A 25,400-nucleotide genomic window follows, 5' to 3' on the forward strand; every position below is an offset into this window, starting at 1 on the left:
CTCTTTGCTCTGCGGCAGGCGCTTTCGTACGTTCAATGTCGTGGACGATTTCAACCGTGAGGTGCTAGCGATTGAAGTAGATCTCAATCTGCCAGCACCACGCATTATAAGGGTGCTAGAACGCATTATTGCTTGGCGAGGGTACCCCAGTAAGCTGCGCATGGATAATGGCCCTGAATTCATCTCGACCACGCTGGCTGAATGGGCGGAAGAGAACGCAGTTGAGTTGGAATTTATTCGCCCAGGTAAACCAACGGAGAACTCCTATATAGAGCGATTTAACCGAACTTATCGGACAGAAATACTCAACATGTACGTATTCAAAACCTTGAGTGAAGTTCGAGACCTGACAGAAAAATGGATGAAGGAATACAACGATGAACGCCCTCATGACTCACTCGATGATCTGACCCCTTGGGAGTATTTAGCAAGGCATGAAAGTAGGAAAAACTCTAATTTAGAGTGCCACTAAAACAGGGATGGTTACAGGGGGAATCCATGTCATTCGTTAGCATACTTTGATAGGAGTTTAGATGACCACGATAGTCGAACAAATTGTTAATCGTGAAATTGACTCGGTCATCGTGTACGAATCTGACCAAGTTATAGCTTTTGCAGACCATGACCCAATCAACTTTGGACATATTTTAATTTGTCCCAAGACTCAATATCGTACTTTCATCGACTTGCCCGAGTCTGTGTTTTTAGAGATCACCGACGTTGCAAGAGATTTATATAAGCGTATAGAAGCTAAGTTCAATCCCGATGGTATCGGCTTTATGCAAAACAACGGAGAGGCACCTCATTTCAACGAGCTCGACCATTACCATTTGCATATTTTCCCTCGGTTCCATGGCGACCAGTATGGTTGGGTTAGTAGTGAACTTGGAATTCAACCTATGGATAAACTTAGAGAATCACTTAAAGATCTATGAGCGTTGAAAAAGTATGCTAACACATATGAGCCCTTCTCCGGTCAATAGGCAATAGCATTTTTTGGCTGCGCAGCAGCCAATGCTCTCGAACAGCAAAGTCGTCTACTTCGCTCTGTCATTTCCGCCATTAAGTCATTGCTTACGGCAAACACATATAGAAGGTCTGTTACTGCGACTCACCGCTGCCTGCCGTGACAGGGCCATTAGACATTACTTCACGTTCCCACGCAGGAGCGTGGGAACGAGTTATGGAGAATGACTTTTCCGTGGTCGTCCGCCGCGTGAAGAGAAAAATGGTGCTTGGCGAGATCAACGCCACAAAAGAACTGAGCAGACATGGTTACCTCCGTTACCAAAGGCTTCACCTAAATGTGGCAGATCTTCAAAAGGGGGAATCCATGTCATTCGTTAGTTGTCCAGAGGAAGCAATCAATCCGTAGGGAATTTTTGTTTTTGGTGGAGTACACGCATAACTTGGATGATATCGCCCTCGACCCAGTAAGAGACAATCATCGAAATCTCAGGAATAATGAGTAATCGTCCGCGGATGCCATCTCGTTGTACGCCCATTAAAGGTTGTTCAAGCAAGTTTTCTACTTTTGCTTCAATGAGGCTGTCAGTTTTGTCTGCCACCTCAGGGTTGAAGTCATAGAGAAACTCAAAGATCTTTTCACGATCGTTAAGTGACGCTTCTTCCCATAAAATCATTACTTGCCTCGATTACGGATTCTGGCTTTACGCTCTTCCATTCGAGATTGAGCAGCTTGGTGCTCAACGAAAACGGATTTTCCTGAGTCAAACTTCTCAAATGCTAGGTTTACTTGTTCAGTTAACCACGCATCGTGAGATAATGTTTTTCTTTGTTGTTCAGCGAGTTGCTCAGTAAGTTCACGGCAAGCATCACTCAGTGTGCGCCCTTGGCTCTCAGCCATTTGTTGTGCTAGGCGTTTTGTTTCTTCATCAACACGAAATTGAATTCTAGTGTCCATGATGTATTCCTTTGCTGTTGTGTGTACAAATGTTAGCACTCGGACTTGAGATGGGCAACTAACGCCTATGAGCTCTTCTCCGGTCAATAGGCAATAGCATGTTTTGGCTGCGCCAGAAGCCAATGCTCTCGAGCAACAAAGATGTCTACTTCGTTCTGTCATTTCCGCCATTAAGTCATTACTTACGGCAAACACATAGAGAAGGTCTGTTACTGCGACTCACCGCTGCCTGCCGTGACAGGGCCATTAGACATTACTTCCCGTTCCCACGCAGGAGCGTGGAAACGAGTTAAATAACCTAGCAAAATCCCTATAACAAACGCCTCAATAAGGGGCTTGGACTTGATCCGTTTTACTGGACACGCATCGACGACCTGAGGAGGTCAGCATGCCAGCCTATAAAACGGGTAAAAAGACAGCGCAATATCCACCAGACTTCAAAGTGAAAGTGGTTGAATGGAGCGATTAGATGCATCGAATAATGAATGCGGTTTTAAAAGCCCTAAGGAATTAGAATGAATAGTATATTTTGTGAGAATTGTGGGCAAGTAACTGAGCATAAAGAAATCATAAAGCAAAAGCCTTCGAAATATGGGAAAAGTAAAAAAGAACAGTTTAAGGCTTTTCTCGACGGTTTCTTTGGTGGTGTTGCTAGCCCTATTGGTGCATCGTTGGACTTAATCGATCGATATGAAGTTTGTACAAGGTGCGGGCATAAAACCTTAAAAAATCAGGGTGACGAATTTCAATAGTAACATTTAGGTTTAAATCTATTTGGACAATTGAATTTCCTTTAGGAATCATGCGATTTGACCTTTTATAATGCTCGTTTCATTTTTAAGGAGGTATAATGCAAAAAATTTTTGAAAGTGACAGGTTAATATTGAGGCCGTTTTCTCTCAATGATGCGGAACGTGTCGCCGAACTGGTTGGGGAAAAGAAAATATCGGAAATGACCGCAAATATTCCCCATCCATATAGTATTTCTGATGCCGAAAATTGGATACGAACCCATGAGTCGTTGTTTTTAAGTGGCCAAGGTGTGGTTTATGCCATCACGTTAAAAACCACGTTGGAACTCATTGGGGCGGTGAGCTTTCCAAGATTGGAGGAGGGTACTGGCCTGCTTGGTTATTGGTTGGGTATACCTTACTGGGGAAAAGGTTATGCCACAGAGGCATCGCGTTGTTTAATAGATTCTGCTAAAAAACACTATGGATTGAAGCGCTTAAAAGTGACACATCTAGTTGGAAATTCGCGCTCAAGGTCTGTGATTAAAAAATTAGGTATCACATACATAGGTAGGGAATCGAATCGTATGCAAGGACAGGAAAGGGAAGTTTGTGTATATGCTTCTGAAGTGTGATTAATAACTATGAAGTGTATATTGTTACCACCTATTGCTAAGCATTGGGTGGGTTATAATTATATCATTTATATTAATAAGAATGTTTATGGCAAAGCCAAATAGTGAAGAAATCTCCCGCTTTAACCGATACTTCGCAATTGAAAGCAACAATGAATTTTGGTCGTTATCGGAGTCAGACCTGAGCCAAGAAGAGAAGAAAAAGCTTTTAATTGTTGCATTTTCCTCTCTGTATCATTGGTCAGAAGTAGGAACCCAAGAGAATATTGAACTTGCCAATTTAGCAATAGCAAGAGCACTTTGTATCAATGATTCTCCACTGTGTATCCAATTTGCGAAAGCGGCATTTTCCTACTTTGACGGACAAGGAGCGAATTGGATTCAAGCATTCACGAATGCGGTCTTAAGTCATTCACTATTGATCACAGGAGAACGAGCCCAAGCTATAGAGTTTTATGAAAAATCACTTAGTTATCAGTTAAAGCTCTCTGAGGGTGACAACAAGGTTTTCGACGCTACCTTTAAAACCATCCCGGACCCAAGGGCATAATAGCATTGACGACAAATATTTTAAGATGGATTACATCGGGAAGAATTTGTCGTTTTCCTTTTTAAGTGGCGACAATTAAATGGATAACCGTGTATGAAAAGAGTTGTCATAATAGGTAACTCAGGGGCTGGGAAGAGTTGGCTATCAGCTCGGCTGTCAGCCAAGGTTGGTGCTAGAGACGTCAATCTAGACACTTTTTATTGGGAGCCAGGTGGATATAGCAAGAAACGGCCAGCAAAATTTATTGATGACGATTTAAAACAATTATCATCAGAGGATGCTTGGGTTGTCGAAGGTGTTTTTGGTGCGCTCGTTGAAGAGTTACTTGAGTTTGCTGATACATTGATTTTTATTGATATAGACTGGACCAAATGCGAAGAATCGTTACGTTTAAGAGGTCAAAATGTTAGCGAAGAAGCGAATGCTGAGTTAGCGAAAAACAACTTTCAAGCGTTAATCCAATGGGCCTCCGAGTATTATTTTAGAAAATCAAAGAGCTCACACAGCTATCATCGCCAATTATTCGAAAAATTTGATGGTGTAAAATTTCATTTTACGCGAAGGGAAGATGTCACGTCTTTCCTTGATACTTTTTAAGACACAAGGAACTTTAGTCAATAATCAGGCCATGTCATGGATAAACATATTGTCGCGTTAGGCGGTGGTGGTTGGATGATGGGAGAGCAGCAAAGCGAATTAGATCAATATGCGCTCAGGTTAACTGGGAAAAGCGATCCGAAAGTTTGCTATATTCCCACTGCCACTGGGGATGCTGAGGAAGCCATCGACCGTTTTTATCAGTCCAAACTCAGTCGCCGCTTAAGTCATTTTCCATTATTTAAAGCCAACCTAGACTGGCGAACACATCTGCAAGAGCAAGATGTAATTTATGTCGGCGGTGGTAATACACGCTCTATGTTAGCGGTATGGAAAGCGTGGGGAATAGATAAACTACTTCAAGATTGCTATGAAAGTGGCATCATATTGTGTGGTATGAGTGCGGGGGCAATATGTTGGTTCGACTACGGGATCACAGATAGCGATCCTGAGAAGTATTCCGTTATCGAGGGGCTTAGCTTTGTCCAAGGTCTTGCATCAGCGCATTATACGGGGAGTGACGAAAAAGCTGAGCTGTTTTCTCAGTTCGCCAATCATCATATAAACATGCCTTGCTATGGGATAAGTGATTATTCAGCACTACATTTCGTTAATGGTCGGTACCATAAGACAATCAACAGTCAAACGGGTGCGCAGGTAACCATTAAGAATGTTGATAAGACCAATATTTAAAAATGATGTGTGCCATTTTTCCAAGGAGTTTAAGTGTTCAAAAAGAATCATGTGCATCTGCAAATTAAAAAGGGTGAAGTTAAAGCAACACATCTTGAAACGGATAGCTCGATTGTGCGGACATGTGCAGCGCTATCGCATCCAAGAACCTTAATGGGTGAGTTCTTTGCCATTGAACGCTGTTTAAAAGAGGTACTCGATGAACTATTACCTAAAAGTATTTTTTCTCTATCGCCAATAGCGATTGTTCAATTTATCGAGAAAATTGAAGGTGGAATTACTAATGTTGAGGTACGTGCTTTCCGCGAAGCGACACTAGGGGCGGGAGCGCGACACGTTTTCTTTGCTGAATCGAGCACGCCAATCAGTAAATCTCAGCTATTGAATTTCAACTTTAAGCAGATAGAGCAACCATGAGTCCCATTCGTGATTGCAAAGAGGCGTGACCACAGCTGCTTGGTATGGTGAAAGAAGTGAGTGATGACGTGTGCTTGATTGAAAAGGCAAATGAGTGTGACATGCATGAACTTGTACGGTTGCAAATACGCGCATTTGCGTCTGACCGCGCGCTTTGTGGGTCGGGACCGCCTGGTTACGATAGTTATGATCATCAACGATACGCCGCWAGCTGTTACCAATATTATGTGATTAAGCAAAACAGTCAGCGGGTGGGCGGGTTTTACTTTTTATACCAATCCGGCATCCTCCAGTTGATAAGGCTGTTTATCGCCCCAGATTATCAAGGGCGAGGGATGGGTCAGATGGTACTCGAATTTCTTAAGGCACACGTACTGCCGGGAGAAGTGATCGAACTAGAAACTCCCACGTTCAGTGTCGGCGCGCAGCGGTTTTACGAGAAACAGGGTTTTCAAAGAATCAAACGGATTCAGTATGGGGCGAGTGACGCGTATTTGTATCGATTGATCGTGACCTAACAGCTTATGACTATTCAGCAGTCCTAAGTGATATGTCATGACAATGTATTTTTTTATGGGCAAATCTTGCTTGTTGTTGTTCTTCGGTCTTAACTTGAGATGACCAGTACTTAGCGGTTGGCGTATAGGGCGTCGGGGATACGCCTGTAAGTGCTTTGATCGTGTCAATTGCCAGAATGCTAGGCATTTCGATGAAGATTAAAGATTTATAGGAGATAAACATGTCAAGTCCAGCCAATGTAACTATCAAGAACTTTACCCAACAGTCGATCACCACCCAAGTGACGCGTGACTCTTGGGTAGAAGAAGATGGCGCTTCCATCAATAACCAAGTAATACCTGAGGGGCACGAGCGAACCTTTAAAGTCATTGCAAAAACCGGACACCATGGCGAACTCGATATTGACCTTATCGGTGGTAACTCAGGTCAAAGTCTCGGTGTTTTCTACATCAAGAGCATTAAAGATCCACAAGAAGGCGAGAAAAGCCTTGCAGTTGAACCAGCGAAGGAAACGGTTGTAATGTCGGCAATGGGATACCGACATACGCCGGGAGATGAAGATTTACGCCGTATCGATCTGGTTATCATAGAGCGTTAATCAAGGTTATAAAGGAATGGCGGCTTTTACTTTACGTAGAGGCCGCCATTTTTATTGTGTGATTTAAAACACACTTCTACGTCACCCTTGAGCCAACATTATTGCGTTCGATTAATATTGCGCAACGCTTAATCGTTAAATAAATGGACTTATTATCAATAACTTAAACATGGAAGTTCTCCCAGAAATCGAAGTGTCGAACGCGCAGCATGAGGCTATTCAAGCGCTTAGAAACAAGGCWTTTCCTGACCATCAAGTTTCCCGTTCTTACTACAAGCAGCTTCTCCATATGCGGGCTTTGCAGTACCACGACAATCAACTGATTGGTTATATGGGGCTGGATTACAGGGCAGTGAATGTCGGTGGTGAGGTATACAAAGTGTTAGGCGTGAGTGATTTTTGCATCGACAGCGCTTGGCAAAGAAAAGGGATTGGCTCGAGTATGCTGGCGCAACTGGTTGACTATGCGCGAGATAAAGATGTTGATTTCATTATTCTTATTTCTGAGCTGCACGATTTTTATGTGGCCAATGGCTTTCAGCTCGTCGAGTCACATGCCTCTTGGCTACGCATCCATGAACATACAAATTATGGCGTTGCGGTTGAGTATGTCGATGAATTGTACGTTAAACCGATGAAAGATAAATCATGGCCTGCAGGGCATATGGATTGGCTTGGGTATATGTATTAATGCCATAGGTATAAGTAGCTTATGGCGAGTAAGAGGAGTTAGTCGTCTTTCGTTTTGTGTGCTGGGCGTTGCTCAAATCCCACTTGATCACGTCCATTGTTCTTCGCCCAATATAGGCGTTGATCCGCCAAGTGGACAAGATAGTCAGGCGAGATGTCTGGCGTACACTCAATGGTCGCAACCCCCAAACTAGCGGTAACATGACGCGCGGCGTTGGATCTGCCGTGGGGAATACCAAGTGCTGTAATCGACGCTTTAATCGTCATCGCAATCGCGGTTGCGCCGGCATGTGGGGTTTCCGGTAAGATACAACAGAATTCCTCGCCCCCGTATCGTGCGGCCAAATCTTGTGGGCGTTTTAGGCTTTGTTGGATGACTTCGCTAACCGCCTTTAGACATCTGTCGCCCGCCAAGTGACCATAGGTGTCATTGAAGGCTTTAAAGTAATCTAAGTCGATCATGATTACCGACATGGGTGCGCGTGTTCGTTTCAGTCGTTGATATTCAGCATTAAGCACTTCATCAAAGCAGCGCCGATTCGCTAATCCGGTAAGTGGATCGGTAATGCTTAACGTTTCAAGCTTGTCACGCGCGATTTTGAGTTCGCCAAGATAGTTTAACTGGTCCCAGTATGTACGAAGCGTGAATAGGGCAAGTAACCACAATACGATCAGCGCCCCCACCGCGACTCTCACTTGATAGCGCCAGTCTGCTTGCCAATGTTGGTCTGCTTCTCCAACTAAAGTATAAAACGGTAGCCCCTCGACTTTGCGAATACTGAATAAACGCGGCACACCATCAATGGGTGACGTAGCTCGAAAGCTTTTTTCTGTTAGCCCGGACGCAATAAAGGCACTAACAATAGGGTCTTCTATCAGCTTGCCCAAGCTCTCGGGTTTACTGGGCTCTCTTGCTAAAAGTCTTAGATTTTGATCTAAGATGGCGACTACATCCAGCGGATCTATCGAGATTTCTCCAACCCAGTTGGAGAAAAAAGTGAGATCAACGCCCAAGGCCGCAAAACCTTGAAAGCTGGGTTGGTTTGGCAAAAACTTTCGCGATTGGGTGACATTCAGTGGGCCCGTCGTACTTTTAAATGCATTGGAGACGAATGTATTTCGATCGGGAGAGTCTCGTAGCGCTTTACAGTAGTCTCGATGGCTGCCATCCCAGCCTAGTTCCTTGCTGTTGGCATGAGTGATAATACAGTTTTGATCAAAAAAGCCGGCAAGAATGACATTAGGAACTGTGTTCATTTTAGAGGCAATTAACGCTGTTAGACGTTGATGCGCGTCYGGATCCGGGTGGGGGTAGACAAGGTCTTCGGGTTGGACATGCCCCAACATATCTCGTAATAAATAATCGGTTATCTGAAACGAGCCTTCCACCCATTCGGCAATCAAAAAACTTAACCCTTCGACTCGTCCACGAGATTTATCTTCTGCTTGTTGTAAAGATCGTATCAGGCCTATTGTCGCGATTACGCCAAGTAATACGCAAAAGAGCACGCAAAAAAATAGGCTTTTTATCCGAATAAACACACCAATAACACAGCTCCTTGAGTTCCATATTTTACTATAGGAGTCGCTCTTTCGGTTGTCGACACGGCTTGAACGGATGCGCACCTGCAGTAGCCTGCAGGCGCGGCCATGTTGTTATGCTATTGGCAGACGAAGTTCCATTTTAATCAATCACCGCAAACGACTCGTAAGGAGCCAGTTTGTAGGTAGTGCTTAACTGTTTGACCGGATCCATGTTGTAGCTAAGGCAGGTTAAGTCCTTATCGCGCCAATGCGCGGGGAGGGTGATGGTTTGTTTATGCTCGCTAAAGTTGCTGACTACCAAAATACGGTGGGTATCGTCGAAGCGCTCGTAAGCCACCACGTTAGGGTGTGATTCTTCCACAGGCGCAAACTGGCCGTGTACGATCACTGGATATTGCTTGCGCAGCTTGATCAGTTCACGGTAGTGATAAAGTACAGAGCCGCTATTTTCAGTTGCCCGTGCCACATTGATGGTGGTGAAGTTAGGATTAACCGGTAACCACGGAGTTCCTTGGGTAAAGCCTGCCTGCGGCGCGTCCTCCCACTGCATCGGGGTGCGGGCGTTATCGCGACTGTTTTGGTATACCGCCTCCATCATGGTGTCTGGATCGACACCTTCCGCGACGCGTAAATCGTAAAAATTGCGGGTTTCAATGTCTTGGTAATCGTCGATAGACGGGAAGGCGACATTGGTCATCGCAATCTCTTCCCCTTGGTAGATGTAGGGCGTGCCTTTCATCAAGTGCAAGGTGGTGGCGAGCATTTTTGCCGAGCGGGTTCGATATTGGCCGTCGTGACCAAACTTGGACACCGCGCGAGGCAAATCGTGATTATTCCAAAATAGTGAGTTCCAACCGCTATCGGCCAGCTCTTGTTGCCATTTGAACAGCACCTGTTTGAGGGCGGCGACATCCAGCGGCACGGGCTGCCATTTATCGCCGTCTTTCCAGGTAGCGGTAATGTGTTCAAATTGGAACACCATGGAGAGTTCATTGCGTTCCGGTGCGCTATAAAGTTTGGCGATCTCCGGCGTTGCGCCCCATGTTTCGCCGACGGTGAGCAAGTCTTTGCCGCCAAATGTGGCCCGATTCATGGCCTGTAATAGAGGGTGAAGGCGCGGGCCGTTGCCGGTAATGCCTTTATCGATTTCTTTACCAATTAAATCAATCACATCGAGGCGGAACCCGCCAATGCCTTTGTCAATCCACCAATTCATCATTTTATGCACGGCGTCATGGACAGCAGGGTTTTCCCAATTCAGATCGGGCTGACGCTTGGAGAACAAGTGAAAGTAATACTGCTCGGTGTTTGGCTCCCATTGCCATGCGCTGCCACCAAAAATTGAGCCTTGATCATCGGGTGCACTGCCATCGGGTTTGGCATCGCGCCAAATGTAAAAGTCGCGATAAGGACTGTTTTTGTCGTGAAGCGCGGCTTGGAACCAAGGGTGTTCGTCGGAGGTATGGTTGACTACCAAATCCATCACGATTTTGATGCCAAGCGCGCCGGCTTTATCAATCAAGCGCGTCATGTCTTCCATAGTGCCAAATTCAGGCGCGATCGCGCAGTAATCGGAAATGTCGTAGCCATTGTCATCCATCGGCGATTGATACACCGGTGATAGCCATAACACATTGACGCCGAGCCAATGTAAGTAATCGAGTTTCTCGATAATTCCGTTAAGATCACCAATGCCATCACCATTGGTGTCGTAAAAACTGCGTGGGTAGATTTGATAAACAACGGCATCATGCCACCAAGCGTTCTGCATACCGATTACCTCTTATCGACAATAAAAATCCTCAAAGCCTCAGCTTGAGATGTGGCAAACAGCCTAGCGCGCGAGCAGTGCCAAGAAAAATAGGCGTAACGCTTATTGATATAACCTATTGGCTATATGTAAGGTGAAAATAGATTAAAAATCTGCGGTATCATTGAGTCGTGTATCCCTATTAGGCTATAAAGTAAGCCGCTAAATTGTGAGTGAGTGCGGTATGGATGTAGAAAAAGTTGCTGGCTACTTTATTGCAGTGGTTGAGGCTGGTGGTATTAAAGCGGCTGCGTTGCAGTTAGGGATCAGCCAACCTTCATTGACGGCACAGATCCAAAAGCTGGAGCAACGTCTCGCATGTCAGTTATTGGTCCGTCATCCTCGTGGCGTCAGTATGACAGCCGCAGGAGAGCTTTATTATCAGCATGCCACCGCACAGCATGCTGCGCGGCAGCGACTTCATGCCCAGCTTCATGCTTTGCAAGCGCGTGAAGCGGGACAAATAAAGCTTGGCACTGGAGAGGCGTGGTGGCCTTTGTTTGTTAAACCGGCAGTGCTTGATTATCAAGCAGAGCGCCAGTGTGCGGTCCACATCGAATTTGGCAATCGCTTGGCACTGATGGCATCGCTGCTTAGTGGCGATGTGGATGTGTTTATCGGTCATGAAATTGACGATCTGGTTGCAAGCCAGCAAGTCCGCTTTATGCCCTTGTTTCAGGATGCAGAAAGCTATTATGTGGCTGATAACCATCCGCTACTTACAGACACATCGACCCGCATCGACCCTCAGCGTCTGAGTGATTGGCCGTTGATGCGTGTCACCCCTGATCATGCCCGGCATGCGCATTTACTTGCCAACCCGATTACACCTGCCACTTGTGCGCACACTGTGGTGTTTGATGTTGATGCGCTGAGCGCCAGTATCGATCTGTTGCACGACACGCAAGCGGTGATGCCCTATACCAGCAAAGCCGACACATACCTCGCCAGTCAGGGTGTGAGAGTGCTGACAACCCAGCCCTACAAAACGGGTAACGTCGGTTTATATACTCTGCGCAATGCGCGGCATGAGAAAGTCGAGGCACTGATCCAGCAGCTATGTGACGCTGCTCAGCAGATGGGCACTCGACCATGTCATACCAGTTAGGGTAAAGCTTATTGAGTAAGAAAGTGCTAGACTAGACCGCCTTTGTAGCACACTGGCTGGGAATGCTGAGTTCTCAATGTAGGGATGAACAAGGAACAGCCGCCAGATTCAGTGGTTACAACGATGGCATCAATAGGTAGCGCCAATTACCAATTTGGCCATAGCGCTGCTAATTTGTGGCGCAAATCACATGCAGTACCTTTATTATCAAAGGAAAGATGATGGTAATTCCAGAAAACAGCAGCATTGTTATTTTTGGTGCATCTGGCGATCTGACCTTCCGTAAGCTGATCCCAGCCCTGTATCATTTGTATGCGAACAAACAGCTGCCTGCGTCTTTCGCAATTCTAGGCGCAAGCCGCACCTTCTACAGTGACGAGTCATTTCGCGACAAATTACGTCACTCCATGCAGGAGCTAGAGAAGACCGATCCTGCTACGCTCGACGCCTTTATGGCGCATGTGCATTATCAGTCGTTTAATATCTCGGATACTCACGAATACCACCACCTAACCGAGCGGTTAGATGCGTTGGCCGATCAATATGACTTCAACCAGCGGAACACGCTGTTTTATCTCGCCACGCCACCAAAGCTTTACAATTCGATTCCTGCCAGCTTGGCTGAACATGGCCTCAATGACGAGAGCACCGGATGGAAACGCTTGGTGGTCGAAAAGCCATTTGGTTATGACTTAGCCTCCGCGCGCCAGCTCGACAAAGACATTCACGCCCACTTTGCCGAGCATCAGATTTACCGTATTGACCATTACCTAGGCAAAGAAACAGTACAAAACCTGCTGGTTTTTCGTTTCTCCAACGCGATGTTTGAGCCGCTTTGGAACCGTAACTTTATCGATTATGTAGAGATCACCGGTGCGGAGCATCTGGGTGTAGAAGGCCGCGGTGGTTACTACGATCAATCGGGTGCGGTGCGCGATATGTTCCAAAACCACTTGCTGCAAGTGCTTGCACTTGTGGCGATGGAGCCGCCTGCACAAATCAATGCTGACGCCATGCGTGATGAGGTGTTTAAAGCACTACAATCACTCGAACCATTGTCTGATGATGATCTGACCAATAACTTGGTGCTCGGCCAGTACACAGAATCATTAGTGGGTGGCAATGCGTTACCGGGCTATCGCAATGAGCCAGGTGTTGCGGAAGACTCGCGCACTGAGACTTATGTTGGCCTGAAGATGTTTATCAATAACTGGCGTTGGAACGGGGTGCCCTTTTATGTGCGCACCGGTAAACGCTTGCCGACTCGCGTGACCGAAGTGGTGATCCACTTTAAACAAACTCCGCATCCTGTATTCGGCAAAAATGCCCCTGAGAACCGTTTGGTGATCCGCATTCAGCCCGACGAAGGCATTCAAATGAGCTTTGGCCTTAAAGAGCCGGGCGCCGGCTTTAATGCCAAAGCCGTGAATATGGACTTCCATTACGCTTCATTGGAAGAAACCCAGATGTTGACCGCGTACGAGCGCTTGTTGCTGGATGCGCTTAAAGGCGATGCCACCTTGTTTGCACGGAGTGATGCGGTCGAAGCTTGTTGGCAGTTTGTTGAGCCTATTCTGCAGTACAAAGAAAATGACAAAGCCTTGTTTGGCTATGCCTGCGGAACATGGGGACCGAAAGAAGCGGATCAGTTGCTTGAGCGTGATGGCCATGCTTGGCGCTTTCCCTGCAAAAACCTGACTGACACGGAATACTGCGAATTATGATAAATGCCCGAATTTTTGATGATGCCGACGCGGTGGTCAATCATTTAGCCGACACGATGCAAGCGCTGAGCGAGCAAGATCGTGCCGTACACATTTCTCTTTCTGGCGGCAGCACGCCCAAAATGCTGTTTAAGCGTTTAGCCAGTGACGATTATGCCAATGCGATTCAGTGGCAAAACCTGCATTTTTGGTGGGGCGATGAGCGCTGTGTGGCACCGGATGATGCCGAGAGTAACTTCGGCGAAGCCAATAAGCTGCTGTTTAGCCACATTCGCATTCCGGAAGAGAACATTCACCGTATTCGTGGTGAAGAGGCTCCGGACGTGGAAGCGGCGCGCTTTAGTGCCGAAATGCAAGCCTTGATCCCAAGCGAAAACGGCACGCCTGTGTTTGATTGGATTTTGCTGGGAGTCGGTGGCGATGGCCATACGGCCTCACTGTTCCCGCACGATCCTCAGTATGACAATACCGCGCTCGCGCTGGTGGCTTCGCATCCTGAATCGGGGCAAAAGCGTGTATCAAAAACCGCCCGTGTGCTGCGCGCGGCGAAGAAAATCAGTTATCTGGTGTTGGGTGAAGGCAAACAAGCGATCGTGCATGAGATCGCCACACACGAGCCTACCCAACTGCCATATCCTGCCGCCAATATCCGCAGTGCCAAAGGCACTACGGAATGGGTACTCGATGCCGCGGCAGCAAAAAAATTACCAGAACAGAATTAATGGAGAGCACGATGAAAGGTGATATCGGCGTAATTGGTTTGGCGGTCATGGGCCAAAACCTGATCCTCAACATGAACGACAACGGCTTTAAAGTGGTGGCGCATAACCGTACCGCGGCCAAAGTGGATGAATTTCTGGAAGGCCCAGCGAAGGACACCAACATTGTTGGCGCTTACTCGTTAGAAGAGCTGGTTGAAAAGCTCGAAAAACCACGCAAAGTGATGCTGATGGTTCGTGCAGGCGCCGTTGTAGATACCTTTATCGACAAACTGACGCCATTGCTTGACGAAGGTGACATCATTATCGATGGCGGTAACACCAACTACCCAGATACCAACCGCCGCGTGGCAGCACTGCGTGAAAAAGGCATTCACTTTATTGGTGCCGGTGTGTCTGGCGGTGAAGAGGGGGCCCGTTTTGGACCGTCTATCATGCCGGGTGGCTCTGAAGAAGCGTGGCCAGCTGTTAAACCTATCTTCCAAGGCATTGCCGCGAAAACCGACGCCGGTGAACCATGCTGTGATTGGGTTGGACGTGATGGCGCCGGCCACTTTGTGAAAATGGTGCACAACGGTATCGAGTATGGCGACATGCAGCTGATCACCGAAGCGTACCAGTTCATGAAAGACGGCCTTGGCATGAGCCATGACGAGATGCAGCAGGTGTTTACCGACTGGAATAAAACCGAGCTGGATAGCTATTTAATTGAAATCACCGCAGACATTTTGGGCTATAAAGACCAAGACGGTGAGCCATTGGTTGAGAAAATTCTCGACACTGCAGGCCAAAAAGGCACCGGTAAATGGACCGGCATCAACGCGCTGGATCTTGGCATTCCGCTCACTCTGATTTCTGAGTCGGTTTTCTCTCGTTGCCTGTCGGCACTTAAAGATCAGCGTGTCGCGGCAGAGAAGCTGTTTGAAAAACACATCCAGCCGGTTGAAGGCGATAAAGCCGAGTGGGTTGATGCGCTGCGTCAAGCGCTGCTGGCGTCAAAAATTATCTCTTACGCGCAAGGCTTTATGCTGATGCGTGAAGCGTCTAATGAGAATGGTTGGGATCTGAACTACGGTAACGTCGCACTGATGTGGCGCGGTGGCTGTATCATCCGCTCAGCCTTCTTGGGTAATATCCGTGATGCGTTTGATAAGGATCCTAACTTGGCCTTCTTGGGCTCAGACGCGTACTTTAAAGGGATCTTGGATAACTGCTTGGCGGCATGGCGTAAAGTGGCGGCGAAATCGATGGAAACCGGTATCCCAATGCCATGTACTACCTCAGCGCTGACCTTCTTGGATGGTTACACCACGGCACGCTTGCCCGCGAACTTGCTGCAAGCACAGCGTGACTACTTCGGTGCCCATACCTATGAGCGTATCGATCAGCCGCGCGGTGAGTTCTTCCACACCAACTGGACAGGTACCGGCGGTAATACCGCGTCTACCACGTACGACGTGTAACGTGACAGACTAAGTCACTGTCCATAGCAATAAATAGAAAAGGGATGCGCTGGCATCCCTTTTTGTTGGCATAAGCAAAAAACTCACTTAGCATAGGCAAAAAAGGAGACCCTATGCCGCGTCCTAAAATGCCCCGCCGTATCTGCGGGAAACCCCATACCAACTGTTTTAAACCCAACGCCATTCCACTCAGTGAGCTAGAGACGGTGACCATTGGTCTGGATGAGTTCGAAGCCATGCGTCTTGTTGATCATCAAGGTATGCAGCAACTGCAAGCGGCGGAAGTCATGGGCGTCTCTCGTCAAACGTTAGCCAACCTGGTTAAACGCGCCCGGTCCAAAACCACCGCCTGCCTTGTAGAAGGCAAAGCCTTGGTGTTTGAGTCAGAAGAGTAATTCGACATGAGCCGTCGTTACGTCAGCACTATTAAGCCCAATCTTCAAGTTTCAGTCCTTCAACACGCTGAAACTCCCTCGTATTGTTTGTGACTAGCACACAACCAGTCGCAATGGCGTGACCGGCAATCGCGGTGTCGTTTCCGCCAATAGTGGTGCCTTTATTCATTAGGTTGCGCTTAACTGCAGTTGTCGCGTCAACGGCGGCTTTGTCCCAAGGTAAAATCTCATCGATTCGCTGAAGAAAAGCATCAACAAGCACGGCATGTTTTGGTGATGCTTTTTTTCCTAACAACCCGTATTGCATTTCTTGATAGGTAATGGCTGAGATAACAATGCGATGTTGATTGCCGACAACAGTGTGAAGCTTTTTCAACACCGCTTTGGGTTGCTCTCTCATAATGAATGAACAAATACATGTATCAAGCATGTAGTTGATTTTATTAGTCAAAGTTGAAACGCCCCTCGTCTTTGATCAGTTCCTCGCGATGGGTCATGAAATCACTATCAGCCTTTTCGATCTCGCCAAATGAGAGCCAACTTGGTCGAGCTGGGCGTAAGGTGATGACATCCCCCTCTTTATGAATTTCAAGCTCATTAACACCGTCAAACTCAAAATCCTTTGGCAAGCGTACCGCTTGGTTCTTGCCATTTTTAAAAATGGATATTGTTCTCATAGGGTCCTCGGTCGGCAGGCGTGTGCTTAATCTCTTTTCAGTATAATTTTTGCGCGGCATATGTCAAGCATATGCAATATTCTTTGTCGCTTTTAATCTCATTTATTGCATATGCCACAAATAAAGCGTATTTTTGGCATATGCTATTTATATAAAGAGAGAACGGAAGATGACAATTGCTATTGCGATGACCCAAGACCGCCCGGCTGGGCATTTTATGAAGGCCGAACACTTTGCGCTGTTTGACGACGATGGCCAAGCACTCGTTCAGTTCGCCAACCCACGTGTAACAGAAGGTTGCGGTGCCAAAAACGCCTTGATAGCGATGCTGAAAGCTAACCAAGTAACGCGTGTGGTGACACGCCATATTGGCGAGCATGCGTTAGCGGGATTACTTGATGCTGGCTTACATGTGTATCAGTTAACCAATGGTCGTCTAAATCCCACTCAGTGGTTATCGCCTGCGTACTGGCAACCGCTTACGGATGCGAGTCAAGGACGACCGGCGTTGCAGCGAATGAAGCAGCAATCCCAACTTCGGAAAGGAGCGTGTCGTGCTGATCGAATGTGCGGGTGTGGTTCTAAACGAAGTGGGTTAGGTTCTGAGCATCGCGGATGTGGCAATAGGCAAGGTAAAGGCGGTCACGCCAGTGGACAGGGTTGCGGTTGCCATGACTGAATTACGTGTGATGCCGCCACGGTCGCATCATCAGTGTGTGGCTTGTAGTGACAATGGGCTGTTTAATCTTAGATTTTACCAAGATGATGAAACTGCAGTGAGCGCAAAAGTATGGTTAGAAAGCACTTGGCAGGGGTATCAAGATCAGCTACACGGTGGGGTGATTGCCACGCTTTTAGATGCGGCGTTGACCCATTGTACCTTTTTGTTTGCCCCGCAAAGTGTGACAGCGTCACTTAATATTCGCTATCACCATCCAGTGCCCATTGCGGTTGAGGCGGAGGTACGAGCATGGTGTGTAAAAGCGAAACATGGAATGAGTCAGTTGGAGGCAACGCTTACCGTTGCGGGCACTGTGTGTGCCAGTGCAACGGCAAGCTTTATGCGAATGCGTGCGTCAAAAACTAGCTAACGGCGCGGCGTAGGCGATCATGCACGGCAAGCCATGCTTCGCCATGAGGAGGCTGGGCGAGCCAGATCTCATCGACGCCCAGTTGGTCGGCTTGGGCAAGTTGGTGATATAACGCTTGCCCGTAGCGTGCAGCGTCATCTGGCATGGCAATACAGACCAGATCATCCCGTGTTGGGGCGTCGCCAAAGTGAAGCAAGGCTGCGCGTTTTTCCGGATGGGGCGCAGGGAGATCAGACAAGTCTGCCGCCACCATCTGCAACCGCGTATTGGGTTGGTAATGGCTTCCCACATTGCCGGGCACCACGGTGTCGTGCTGCTCAGGGGCGTCGACCGTTTCACCCAGCACGGCGCTCAACTCGCTAGCGGTGATTGGACCGGCGCGAAGTACGCGGAATGGACGCTTGGTAAGATCGACAATGGTCGACTCCAGCCCATGTTGGCAAGGGCCGCCATCAATCACCGCAGCGATCTTTCCGCCTAAACCATGCATCACTTGCTCTGCCGTGGTGGGGCTGAGCTTTTTATACGGGTTCGCTGACGGGGCGGCAACGGCAAGTTGGTGAGTGGTAAGCAGGTCTAACAACACAGGTTGCGCGGGTACGCGAAGCCCAATGGTATCTAATCCACCCGTGACTACCGGTGAAACATGCTCGGCACGTGGCAGCAGCAGCGTCATCGGCCCTGGCCAGAAGGCATTCGCCAGCTTATATGCTTCATCCGGGATTTGCGTTGCCCACTCGGTGATCGATGCGACGTCACCGAGATGAACAATCAAAGGATGATTGGCGGGTCGCCCTTTAGCGGTAAAAATGCCCGCGACGGCGTCTGGATTGCTGGCATCCGCTGCCAAACCGTACACGGTTTCTGTGGGCACCGCGACTTGTTCGCCGGCTTTTAGCAGCTCGGCGGCTTGTGTTAGGTCCGTTGAACACTGCGCTGAGAGAAGTTGCGTTTTCAACGACATGCTCCGTTTTATTTTGCTACGTTCAGGTGATACCACTGACCCGAGCGATCGCGTTGCCATACTGCACCTTGCGCATCAATTTGCATCAAGTACAGCCAGCCGTGATTCGCCAGCGCGGCTATATCGTCATGGCGTGCAAGTATACTATCAATTGCCTCCCGAGGGGCAGCGATAAATACGCTTAATCGCACTGGCTGGTGGCGATATCGACGGCCATCGTGCACTGATTGATGCGATAAGCCAATTCGTAAGTCGCCGCCATTCCCTTCAAATACGCCAATGTGGCCACCCACGATGTTGTGGAGCAGCTTGTTGCCGCTGCCGAATTTTTCCGGTGCGGTGACAGAAGCAAAGTACTGCAGATTGATCCAATTGGTCACCACCATGGGCGCGGTGAGTATGGTTTCAAGCTGACTAAAGTCACGGTCTTTGTGCATGTCGTAGTCGTGTAAAAAGCTGCGACCTTGCAAATTAATCTGTCGAGACAGGGTGCGCGGGCCAACGATTAACGCGGCGTTGTCACACAGTCCCCACTCAGGACGCATTTGCGCCCAGTCTTTGGCCCGTGTACCAAAGAAGCGTTTGAGTTTGGATGGCTGGGTAGGCGCCTGATCAAACTGACTGGCGCGGGTAGCACGTGCTTGCTCGCTTGCGTTGACCAGCCAAGTTTGCCATTGCGCATGCTCGGGAGCGTGAAAGACATCCAGTGCGTCGGTGGTAGTGTTGTGCATGGCGGCATAAAAACGGGTGCTGGCGGGAATCGTCACGCCTTGCTTTGCCATGGCATCACGTACGTCGGCATCGTTAAGAAGCTGTGCAAGTACGCGGACATTTACCTCGCCGGTTTGTCCGCCGCAGGCACCACAGTCAAGCCCTGCTGCATGAGGGTTGTTACAGGTTTCACTGCCATGACCCACCAACAGGACCGCATCGGCCAGTTGATCAGCAATGCCCATTGCGCGCAAGATACCAGCGCCTAGCTCGGCCTTTTCTGCTGCGGTTAACGGTGTATTGTCACGGGTGAGCGCCCAATCACTGTCAGTATGGCTGAGTCGATTTAACGGGTTCTCGGTGCCAGAAATGCGCAATGCGCGTTTTAGCAAGCTCACTAGCTTTAACATGCCACCGGCTTCGACCATGCCTAAATTGGCAGCGGGCGCATCAAGGCTGCGCTGCCAGCCGAGCTTGGTCATTCGCAACCAGCGTTCGGGGGTAGCATGAGTTTGTGAGGCGGTGACCGCTGGCGCCAGTAAACCAGGCAGTTGTGGCCGATGAATATGGCTATCAGTGGGCTGATATGCAATCGGCAAGCCAAAAAAGCCAGCAAAGCCAAGGGTTTGAATCCGTTCGGATTGCGCTTCTAATGCGCGACGCATTGGCTCAGAGCGCACATCGATACAAAATACAGCCTGAAGCGTGGGGGAGGTGTCGAGCGTGTCGACACTGGCCTGCGCAGATAGGGCGTGTGCCCAAGGGCGCTGCTGACTGATTTCCAGCGCTTGTTGCCAAATCCACAGGGGCGCGAGCTGTTGTTGTGCTTGGTGATACCAATGGCGGACATTCACCGCTTGATGGTGCATGGACTGACGAATGCTTGCCCACGCTGCGTCACGATGTTTAGCAAGCCAGCGTGCCAGCACTGTATCCCACGCGAGTAAAATCGCGAATAGGCCCATGCCATGATCTTGTTGTTCACTGTCACTGAGCTGTTGCTGCCAATCTAACCAAGCCTGCCAGCTTGCCCAACCCGATAAACCGTGCATAAGCGCGTGGCAATAGGCCAAGTTACCGTCTTGGTCGTGAAGAGTCGGTTGCCAAAAGTCGGCCGCTTCAGCGATCAATGCATCGATTTGGGTGGGTAGTGCGGCGAAATCGGCAAGCAAATCCACGCCAGTGAGGGTTTTAATGCCTTTATCTTGGCTCACCACATCCAACCAGCATTGATAAAGGTGCTCACCGCCTTGGCCTTGGGCATCAAAACGTTGTGGGTATTGGTGATAGAGCGCGAGAAACTGGCTCACTTGCTGCTGGATTTCTTGCTGCCACGATAAGCCTTCTTGTGCTTCTCGAGTGCGGTCACACAACTCAGCTAATGGCTTCCAACGCGGGAGGTCACTGCTATGACTACGCAGCGCACGCAGACAATCACTTACCGTCAATGCGCTGCCAGAGGTTGAAATGGCCTCGGCAAGGTGTGCCTCACTAATCGGCGATTGCCAATGCGACAGATAGTACGCCGACGACATTAGCGGACAGTGGCCGCTTAACACCGCTTGTTCGGCAAAAACTTGCTCCACGGGAGTAAAGCGTTGTGGCCACCATGGGTTCACCGCAATCATTTGATCCAACGGCCAGCTTGGCGCAATCGCGGCGACTGCTTGCTGTGTGGCATCGCGAAAATCGCTCACATCGAGGGACTCAGGGTATGCAGATACATTGGGCGTTTTCGCAATCATTAACGCGTCTCCTTATGCGGTTGCCATTGGGTCGTTTGTAGTTGGATTAAAGAAGCACTTGGCCACCATTTGAGTGTTAGGCGCGTCGCCCATTCATCAAGGTAAGCGCCGGCGTTCAGCCAAATAAATAGGCGATTCACCCACGCTTTGTGAGGCCAGTACTGGACCGCCAGTGACAGAGCAAACAGCGCGATAAACAGCACCAGCGCAAAGGCATCGGCAAATAAGTAGGTGGCATTACCGCCCGCGACAAACACAATCAAGCTATGTTTAATGGCGGCGTAGAGTCCGAGCAGGCCAAGTGCAAACACGCTACTGAACAGCACGCGTGTCGGGCGGGCAGCGCCTGGGCGCGTAAAGGCTGGTAATAGCAGCATGGTCATCGCCATCCACAGCAACCAGCCGGCGGCCAAGCTATTTAAAATACCGACACTCAGATGCACGGCGACAATCAAACCGGCGGCGGTGGCCATCGCGGCAAGCCAATGGCTACGACGCGGGACTGAGGCATCAGCCAGTTGGGTGGCGAGCCAATGATTCACGCCATTGCCGCTGTTGAGGAAAGAGAACGCCTTGTAGAAAGAGTGCGCCAGTAGGTGCAGCAGTGCCAACTCGTAAAGACCTAGGGCGATTTCGACCAACATCAGCCCCATTTGTGCGACGGTCGACCACGCCAGTTTTACCTTGATGCTCACGCGCGTCAGGCTCACCAGCCCAGCAACCAGCGTACTGACGCCCGCGATAACCAGCAGTGCCAAGCTGGCACTGGGGCTCGCCGCGAGCACTGGCGCGAACAGCATCAATAAGATCCCGCCAAGGTTCACAATGCCAGCATGCAACAAGGCAGAGACAGGTGTTGGCGCTTCCACCACTTGAATGAGCCAGCCGTGCAAGGGTAGTTGAGCGCACTTGATAATCGCCACGCCCACCAACATAAAGGCGGCGATGCTTACAGTCAGCGTATGAGGTTGCTGGCTGACTTGAAACATCAATTGGTCAATCTGCGCGGTTTGGTAGTGGAAAAACAACAGTAAAAATGCGCCACCGAGTAGCAATTCGCTAAAGCGGGCGAGCAGCATTTTTTTGTGTGCCGCGAGTTGGGCGCGAGGCCGATGCGGATAGAAAAGAATTAAGCGACCCAATGAGAGGCTAACCGCCACCCAGGCGAGCCAAAACAGCAACAGGTGATTGCTGACTAAAACCAACAAGACTGCCGACAAGGTGAGCAGTAAAGAGGAAAGAAAACGGTGTTTGTCGGCTTCACCTGCAAACGCAGTGGCACTGTATCGCCAGATAACACCGCCAAGAAGAGCAACCAGTGCGAGCAGCACCAGTTTGAGCGGGGTGACGAGAAATAGGGATAACATGACTTACCTCACAGCAATAGTTATGAGATACATTGTGAAAACTTACTACAGTTAAGTAAAATACATAATAAATCATTTTTCATTCTGTTTTAGAGAACGATGAGCCGACTCAACTACCATCATTTATATTATTTCTGGCAGGTGGCGCGTCACGGGAACCTGACCCAGACCGCCCGTCAGCTGCATATTTCGCAGTCGGCGCTGTCGTCGCAAATCAAGCAGCTTGAACAGGCGATGCAGGTGCAATTGTTTGAGCGCCAAGGTCGTACATTGACGTTGACCGAAAGTGGCTATCAAGCGATGAACTATGCCGAAGAGATATTCCGCCAAGGGGAAGAGCTCGAGCAGTTGCTATCCAGCGGCGGGGCCCTGTCCAGTGCCACGATTCGCATTGGCACCTTATCCACCATGTCGCGGAATTTTATCGAGCAGTTTATTCAGCCATTGGTTAATCAACGAGAGTGCCGCTACGTGTTGCAGTCGATGGATCAAACCGGCTTGCTCCATGCGCTGTCTGATCACCAGTTAGATTTGGCGCTAACCAATATTGCGGTGCGGGGTACCAATAAACAGATTTGGCAGTATCAGCAATTGGCTCGCCAGCCGGTAGCCGTGATTGGTTGGCCGGGTAAAGCCTTGTCGCCGACCTTAGACGCCAGCTACCAGCATCAAGCGTGGGTGTTACCTTATGGCGATAACCCGATTCGCTCAGGGTTTGATGCCATCTCTGCCCAGTATCAACTCAAGCCTTACATCATGGCTGAAGCCAATGATATGGCGATGCTGCGCCTATTAACCCGAGACAATGATGCGTTAGCGGTGATGCCCGAGGTGGTGGTTCGCGATGAGTTAGATAGTGGCATGCTCACCCGCTACGCTTTACTGCCGAGTGTGTATGAGCCGTTTTATGCGGTATCAATTAAACGTCAGTGGGTACATCCGAAATTGAATTCACTGTTAGATGCGTTCAGTGCGTCGCCGCTCGCGCATGGCGACGACCTTCGCGACGGCAACGGTCAGAGCAATACCTAACTTCGTCCCAACAGCGCGCCCACTTTTTACGCCACGTAAACGGGCGTTCGCACGTCAAACATACCTTGCTGGGAAGATGTGGCTTTTTATGCGCCATCTGGGTTGCCTCCAATAGATTGAGCAGCAGGCGAACGTGATTTTTGAGTGCGCTTGTTTGCGTGCTCAGCGCTGTTTGTTCGCTCAGGGCTGTCTGGACGCACATGGGTGGCGAGGATCCGTGCTTTCTCGATACGAACGGCGTCTTGTTGACGAAACGACCATAAAATATCTCGCGCCCGTTTGCCTGTTTGTTCGATATCGACAATGGGTTTCGGGTAGTCTTCGCCAAGCACCACCCCGTACATCATCGCTTCCATGTCGGTCATTTGCCATGGGGTGTGGATCAAACTGTCGGGCAAGGGAGAAAGCTCGGGCAACCATTCACGAATAAATGCCCCCTCGGGATCTTGCTCCTGCGATTGTTTCACTGGGTTATAAATACGCAAGGTATTGGCGCCTGTCACGCCAGCTTGCATTTGAAATTGGGGATAATGAATACCGGGCTCAAAATCGAGAAATAACTGCGCGAGGTGATGCACACCGCGGCGCCAATCAATCAACAAATGGTGGGTTAAAAAGCTGACCAGCATCGCCCGCATCCGAAAGTTGATATAGCCAGTGACGTGTAGGCAACGCATACAAGCATCGACGAGCGGATAACCGGTATTACCTTGTTGCCATGCGAGCAGATGCGCATCGCTCTGCGGACCGTTTGCGTACTCAAAATGTAAGTAGCCTCGATTGACGGGCCGATGCTCCATGTGGTGCTCGCTTTCAAATTTCTGCATAAAATGACAGTGCCAATGCAAACGCGACACCATAGCGACCAGCGCTCGCCGCCAGCCCTTTTTCTGCCAATGGAGGAGGGTGATTTGATACATCTCGCGCAAGCTGATGTTACCCCATGCAAGATAGGGTGACAGCCGCGTACAGCTTTTGCGGCTGGCGAGCGGTTTAGAGATGTGACGTTGATAGCGTTGTCCGCGCTCGCGGAAAAAAGACTGTAAGGTTTTATACGCCCAACTCGGGCCGCCGGGCTGAAAGCGTGGCGCAGGAGAATCCCAATTGTGGTGACCGAGCGCGGGTAGCGTGAGTGATGTGTCTAGCCAGCGCGCTTGTTGCCAATCGGGATCGGCAAGAGGGGCGCGCATCACCTTTTGCCATTCTGCGTCCCAATCAACTCGATCTTTCGCGCCGCGGATCACCGCCCCAGTGGGATATTCATGCCATGGGATCTGATGGGTCTCCAGCCAGTTCGACACCACTTTATCTCGAGAAAATGTCGCGTCGACGCCAATTTCTTGATGGCTGTACACCGCACCAATGGCCTGTTGCCTGTGGATAGCGTCGAAAACGGTGAGTGCGTCACCTTGGCAAATGGTGACGTGACCGCCCAGTGGTGCGAGCTGTTGATTAAGATCGCACAGCGATTGCCAGACAAATCGCCAGTGGCGCTCGCTATGGTGCGGATCGTTAAGCAGCAGTGGCTCAAACAGGTACAAAATCACCAAGGGACGCCCCGCGGCAATGGCAGCTTGTAAAGGGGCATGATCCCGCAGGCGTAAATCGCGTTTTAGCCATACAAGGCTGATGGGCGCGGACATAGGGCTCTCGAAAGTTGATACAACAATTTATATTTACCCATTGGCGATACGA

The 25,400-nt window shown here is 49.3% G+C and carries 30 protein-coding genes and 1 pseudogene; 19 read left to right on the plus strand and 12 right to left on the minus strand.

Annotated features, from left to right (window positions below; all coding sequences use genetic code 11):
* Together BZG82_RS10150 and BZG82_RS10155 are read left to right on the plus strand one after the other, a co-directional pair.
* Positions 1-472 (plus strand): integrase core domain-containing protein (locus BZG82_RS10150; RefSeq protein WP_131826232.1); only part of this gene is annotated, 472 nt, incomplete at its 5' end.
* Positions 473-533: 61 nt separating this feature from the next.
* Positions 534-935: an HIT family protein gene (locus tag BZG82_RS10155; protein ID WP_029807766.1), complete on the plus strand. Its 402-nt coding sequence runs from the start codon at positions 534-536 to the stop codon at positions 933-935.
* 230 nt (positions 936-1,165) lie between these two features.
* On the opposite strand, the pseudogene BZG82_RS16615 reads toward BZG82_RS10155, so the two are convergent.
* The 3 genes and pseudogenes from BZG82_RS16615 to BZG82_RS10170 form a co-directional block, all read right to left on the minus strand.
* Positions 1,166-1,273, minus strand: a pseudogene (locus BZG82_RS16615) (IS110 family transposase); the annotation flags it as partial.
* 91 nt (positions 1,274-1,364) lie between these two features.
* Positions 1,365-1,643, minus strand: coding sequence for a type II toxin-antitoxin system RelE/ParE family toxin (locus tag BZG82_RS10165; RefSeq protein WP_074214686.1), 279 nt, complete (start codon positions 1,641-1,643; stop codon positions 1,365-1,367).
* Positions 1,643-1,924 (minus strand): type II toxin-antitoxin system RelB/DinJ family antitoxin, encoded by a 282-nt coding sequence (locus BZG82_RS10170; protein WP_069586513.1) that lies wholly within the window; start codon positions 1,922-1,924, stop codon positions 1,643-1,645. Before BZG82_RS10170 ends, BZG82_RS10165 begins: the two co-directional genes overlap by 1 nt.
* A 515-nt stretch (positions 1,925-2,439) precedes the next feature.
* On the opposite strand from BZG82_RS10170, the gene BZG82_RS10175 reads away from it, so the two are divergent.
* The 9 genes from BZG82_RS10175 to BZG82_RS10215 all read left to right on the plus strand — a co-directional run bounded on the left by BZG82_RS10175 (position 2,440) and on the right by BZG82_RS10215 (position 7,355).
* Positions 2,440-2,676, plus strand: coding sequence for a hypothetical protein (locus BZG82_RS10175; RefSeq protein ID WP_077481371.1), 237 nt, complete (start codon positions 2,440-2,442; stop codon positions 2,674-2,676).
* A 98-nt stretch (positions 2,677-2,774) separates the two neighbouring features.
* Positions 2,775-3,290 carry a GNAT family N-acetyltransferase gene (locus BZG82_RS10180; protein WP_077481373.1) on the plus strand — a complete coding sequence of 172 codons (516 nt, stop codon included), beginning with the start codon at positions 2,775-2,777 and terminating at the stop codon, positions 3,288-3,290.
* Between the two features lie 88 nt (positions 3,291-3,378).
* Positions 3,379-3,840: a hypothetical protein gene (locus BZG82_RS10185; RefSeq protein ID WP_077481924.1), complete on the plus strand. Its 462-nt coding sequence runs from the start codon at positions 3,379-3,381 to the stop codon at positions 3,838-3,840.
* 93 nt (positions 3,841-3,933) lie between these two features.
* On the plus strand, positions 3,934-4,437 hold the full coding sequence (locus BZG82_RS10190) for an AAA family ATPase (protein ID WP_077481920.1): 504 nt from the start codon (positions 3,934-3,936) through the stop codon (positions 4,435-4,437).
* A gap of 36 nt (positions 4,438-4,473) precedes the next feature.
* Entirely contained in the window at positions 4,474-5,130 is a 657-nt protein-coding gene (locus BZG82_RS10195) for a peptidase E (RefSeq protein WP_077678047.1), read from the plus strand.
* A gap of 33 nt (positions 5,131-5,163) precedes the next feature.
* Positions 5,164-5,547 (plus strand): hypothetical protein, encoded by a 384-nt coding sequence (locus BZG82_RS10200; RefSeq protein ID WP_077457227.1) that lies wholly within the window; start codon positions 5,164-5,166, stop codon positions 5,545-5,547.
* 101 nt (positions 5,548-5,648) lie between these two features.
* Positions 5,649-6,065, plus strand: a complete 417-nt coding sequence (locus BZG82_RS10205) for a GNAT family N-acetyltransferase (RefSeq protein WP_241825761.1) — start codon at positions 5,649-5,651, stop codon at positions 6,063-6,065.
* 221 nt (positions 6,066-6,286) lie between these two features.
* A complete protein-coding gene (locus tag BZG82_RS10210) occupies positions 6,287-6,664 on the plus strand; it encodes a hypothetical protein (RefSeq protein WP_069589419.1) in 378 nt (125 codons plus the stop codon).
* 169 nt (positions 6,665-6,833) lie between these two features.
* The gene (locus BZG82_RS10215) at positions 6,834-7,355 is read left to right on the plus strand and encodes a GNAT family N-acetyltransferase (RefSeq protein WP_077481916.1); all 522 of its coding nucleotides are present in this window, start codon (positions 6,834-6,836) and stop codon (positions 7,353-7,355) included.
* Positions 7,356-7,393: 38 nt separating this feature from the next.
* On the opposite strand, the gene BZG82_RS10220 is transcribed toward BZG82_RS10215, so the two are convergent.
* Both BZG82_RS10220 and BZG82_RS10225 read right to left on the minus strand, forming a co-directional pair.
* On the minus strand, positions 7,394-8,611 hold the full coding sequence (locus tag BZG82_RS10220; RefSeq protein ID WP_158075999.1) for a GGDEF domain-containing protein: 1,218 nt from the start codon (positions 8,609-8,611) through the stop codon (positions 7,394-7,396).
* Positions 8,612-9,038: 427 nt separating this feature from the next.
* Complete coding sequence (locus BZG82_RS10225) at positions 9,039-10,670, minus strand: glycoside hydrolase family 13 protein (protein ID WP_077765782.1); 1,632 nt, start codon at positions 10,668-10,670, stop codon at positions 9,039-9,041.
* 223 nt (positions 10,671-10,893) lie between these two features.
* Here BZG82_RS10225 and BZG82_RS10230 point away from each other — a divergent pair, with 223 nt between their 5' ends.
* The 5 genes from BZG82_RS10230 to BZG82_RS10250 all read left to right on the plus strand — a co-directional run bounded on the left by BZG82_RS10230 (position 10,894) and on the right by BZG82_RS10250 (position 16,118).
* On the plus strand, positions 10,894-11,817 hold the full coding sequence (locus BZG82_RS10230) for a LysR family transcriptional regulator (RefSeq protein ID WP_077765783.1): 924 nt from the start codon (positions 10,894-10,896) through the stop codon (positions 11,815-11,817).
* Between the two features lie 221 nt (positions 11,818-12,038).
* Complete coding sequence (gene zwf / locus BZG82_RS10235; protein WP_077765784.1) at positions 12,039-13,541, plus strand: glucose-6-phosphate dehydrogenase; 1,503 nt, start codon at positions 12,039-12,041, stop codon at positions 13,539-13,541.
* Positions 13,538-14,263: a 6-phosphogluconolactonase gene (gene pgl / locus BZG82_RS10240; RefSeq protein ID WP_077765785.1), complete on the plus strand. Its 726-nt coding sequence runs from the start codon at positions 13,538-13,540 to the stop codon at positions 14,261-14,263. Before zwf ends, pgl begins: the two co-directional genes overlap by 4 nt.
* Positions 14,264-14,274: 11 nt before the next feature.
* Positions 14,275-15,723 (plus strand): decarboxylating NADP(+)-dependent phosphogluconate dehydrogenase, encoded by a 1,449-nt coding sequence (gnd, locus tag BZG82_RS10245; RefSeq protein ID WP_077481681.1) that lies wholly within the window; start codon positions 14,275-14,277, stop codon positions 15,721-15,723.
* A gap of 113 nt (positions 15,724-15,836) precedes the next feature.
* The gene (locus BZG82_RS10250; protein ID WP_077765786.1) at positions 15,837-16,118 is read left to right on the plus strand and encodes a DUF134 domain-containing protein; all 282 of its coding nucleotides are present in this window, start codon (positions 15,837-15,839) and stop codon (positions 16,116-16,118) included.
* A 31-nt stretch (positions 16,119-16,149) separates the two neighbouring features.
* On the opposite strand, the gene BZG82_RS10255 is transcribed toward BZG82_RS10250, so the two are convergent.
* Positions 16,150-16,569 (minus strand): type II toxin-antitoxin system VapC family toxin, encoded by a 420-nt coding sequence (locus tag BZG82_RS10255; RefSeq protein ID WP_241837367.1) that lies wholly within the window; start codon positions 16,567-16,569, stop codon positions 16,150-16,152.
* Positions 16,562-16,855, minus strand: a complete 294-nt coding sequence (vapB, locus tag BZG82_RS10260; protein ID WP_415752728.1) for a type II toxin-antitoxin system VapB family antitoxin — start codon at positions 16,853-16,855, stop codon at positions 16,562-16,564. The genes BZG82_RS10255 and vapB overlap by 8 nt, the downstream gene beginning before the upstream one ends.
* Before the next feature lie 109 nt (positions 16,856-16,964).
* Between vapB and BZG82_RS10265 the strand changes: the two genes are divergently transcribed.
* Both BZG82_RS10265 and BZG82_RS10270 read left to right on the plus strand, forming a co-directional pair.
* The gene (locus BZG82_RS10265) at positions 16,965-17,474 is read left to right on the plus strand and encodes a NifB/NifX family molybdenum-iron cluster-binding protein (protein WP_077765788.1); all 510 of its coding nucleotides are present in this window, start codon (positions 16,965-16,967) and stop codon (positions 17,472-17,474) included.
* Entirely contained in the window at positions 17,467-17,886 is a 420-nt protein-coding gene (locus tag BZG82_RS10270; RefSeq protein WP_077662408.1) for a PaaI family thioesterase, read from the plus strand. Before BZG82_RS10265 ends, BZG82_RS10270 begins: the two co-directional genes overlap by 8 nt.
* Here the strand turns inward: BZG82_RS10270 and BZG82_RS10275 are convergent.
* Genes BZG82_RS10275 through BZG82_RS10285 form a run of 3 tightly spaced genes read right to left on the minus strand, consistent with a single transcriptional unit; the run spans position 17,879 to position 22,673 of the window.
* On the minus strand, positions 17,879-18,850 hold the full coding sequence (locus BZG82_RS10275; protein ID WP_101494746.1) for an L-threonylcarbamoyladenylate synthase: 972 nt from the start codon (positions 18,848-18,850) through the stop codon (positions 17,879-17,881). The genes BZG82_RS10270 and BZG82_RS10275 overlap by 8 nt on opposite strands.
* 8 nt (positions 18,851-18,858) lie before the next feature.
* Positions 18,859-21,306 (minus strand): DUF2309 domain-containing protein, encoded by a 2,448-nt coding sequence (locus BZG82_RS10280; protein WP_077765789.1) that lies wholly within the window; start codon positions 21,304-21,306, stop codon positions 18,859-18,861.
* Positions 21,306-22,673, minus strand: a complete 1,368-nt coding sequence (locus tag BZG82_RS10285; RefSeq protein ID WP_077765790.1) for an NADH-quinone oxidoreductase subunit L — start codon at positions 22,671-22,673, stop codon at positions 21,306-21,308. The genes BZG82_RS10280 and BZG82_RS10285 overlap by 1 nt, the downstream gene beginning before the upstream one ends.
* A 99-nt stretch (positions 22,674-22,772) precedes the next feature.
* Between BZG82_RS10285 and BZG82_RS10290 the strand changes: the two genes are divergently transcribed.
* Positions 22,773-23,705, plus strand: a complete 933-nt coding sequence (locus BZG82_RS10290; RefSeq protein WP_069589407.1) for a LysR family transcriptional regulator — start codon at positions 22,773-22,775, stop codon at positions 23,703-23,705.
* On the opposite strand, the gene BZG82_RS10295 is transcribed toward BZG82_RS10290, so the two are convergent.
* Positions 23,641-23,802, minus strand: coding sequence for a DUF2256 domain-containing protein (locus BZG82_RS10295; RefSeq protein WP_077458369.1), 162 nt, complete (start codon positions 23,800-23,802; stop codon positions 23,641-23,643). The genes BZG82_RS10290 and BZG82_RS10295 overlap by 65 nt on opposite strands.
* A complete protein-coding gene (locus tag BZG82_RS10300) occupies positions 23,792-25,348 on the minus strand; it encodes an FAD-binding domain-containing protein (RefSeq protein ID WP_077765791.1) in 1,557 nt (518 codons plus the stop codon). The genes BZG82_RS10295 and BZG82_RS10300 overlap by 11 nt, the downstream gene beginning before the upstream one ends.
* Positions 25,349-25,400 lie beyond the last annotated feature (52 nt).

The organism is Salinivibrio sp. PR5, assembly GCF_001996085.1.
Lineage (GTDB): Bacteria > Pseudomonadota > Gammaproteobacteria > Enterobacterales > Vibrionaceae > Salinivibrio > Salinivibrio proteolyticus.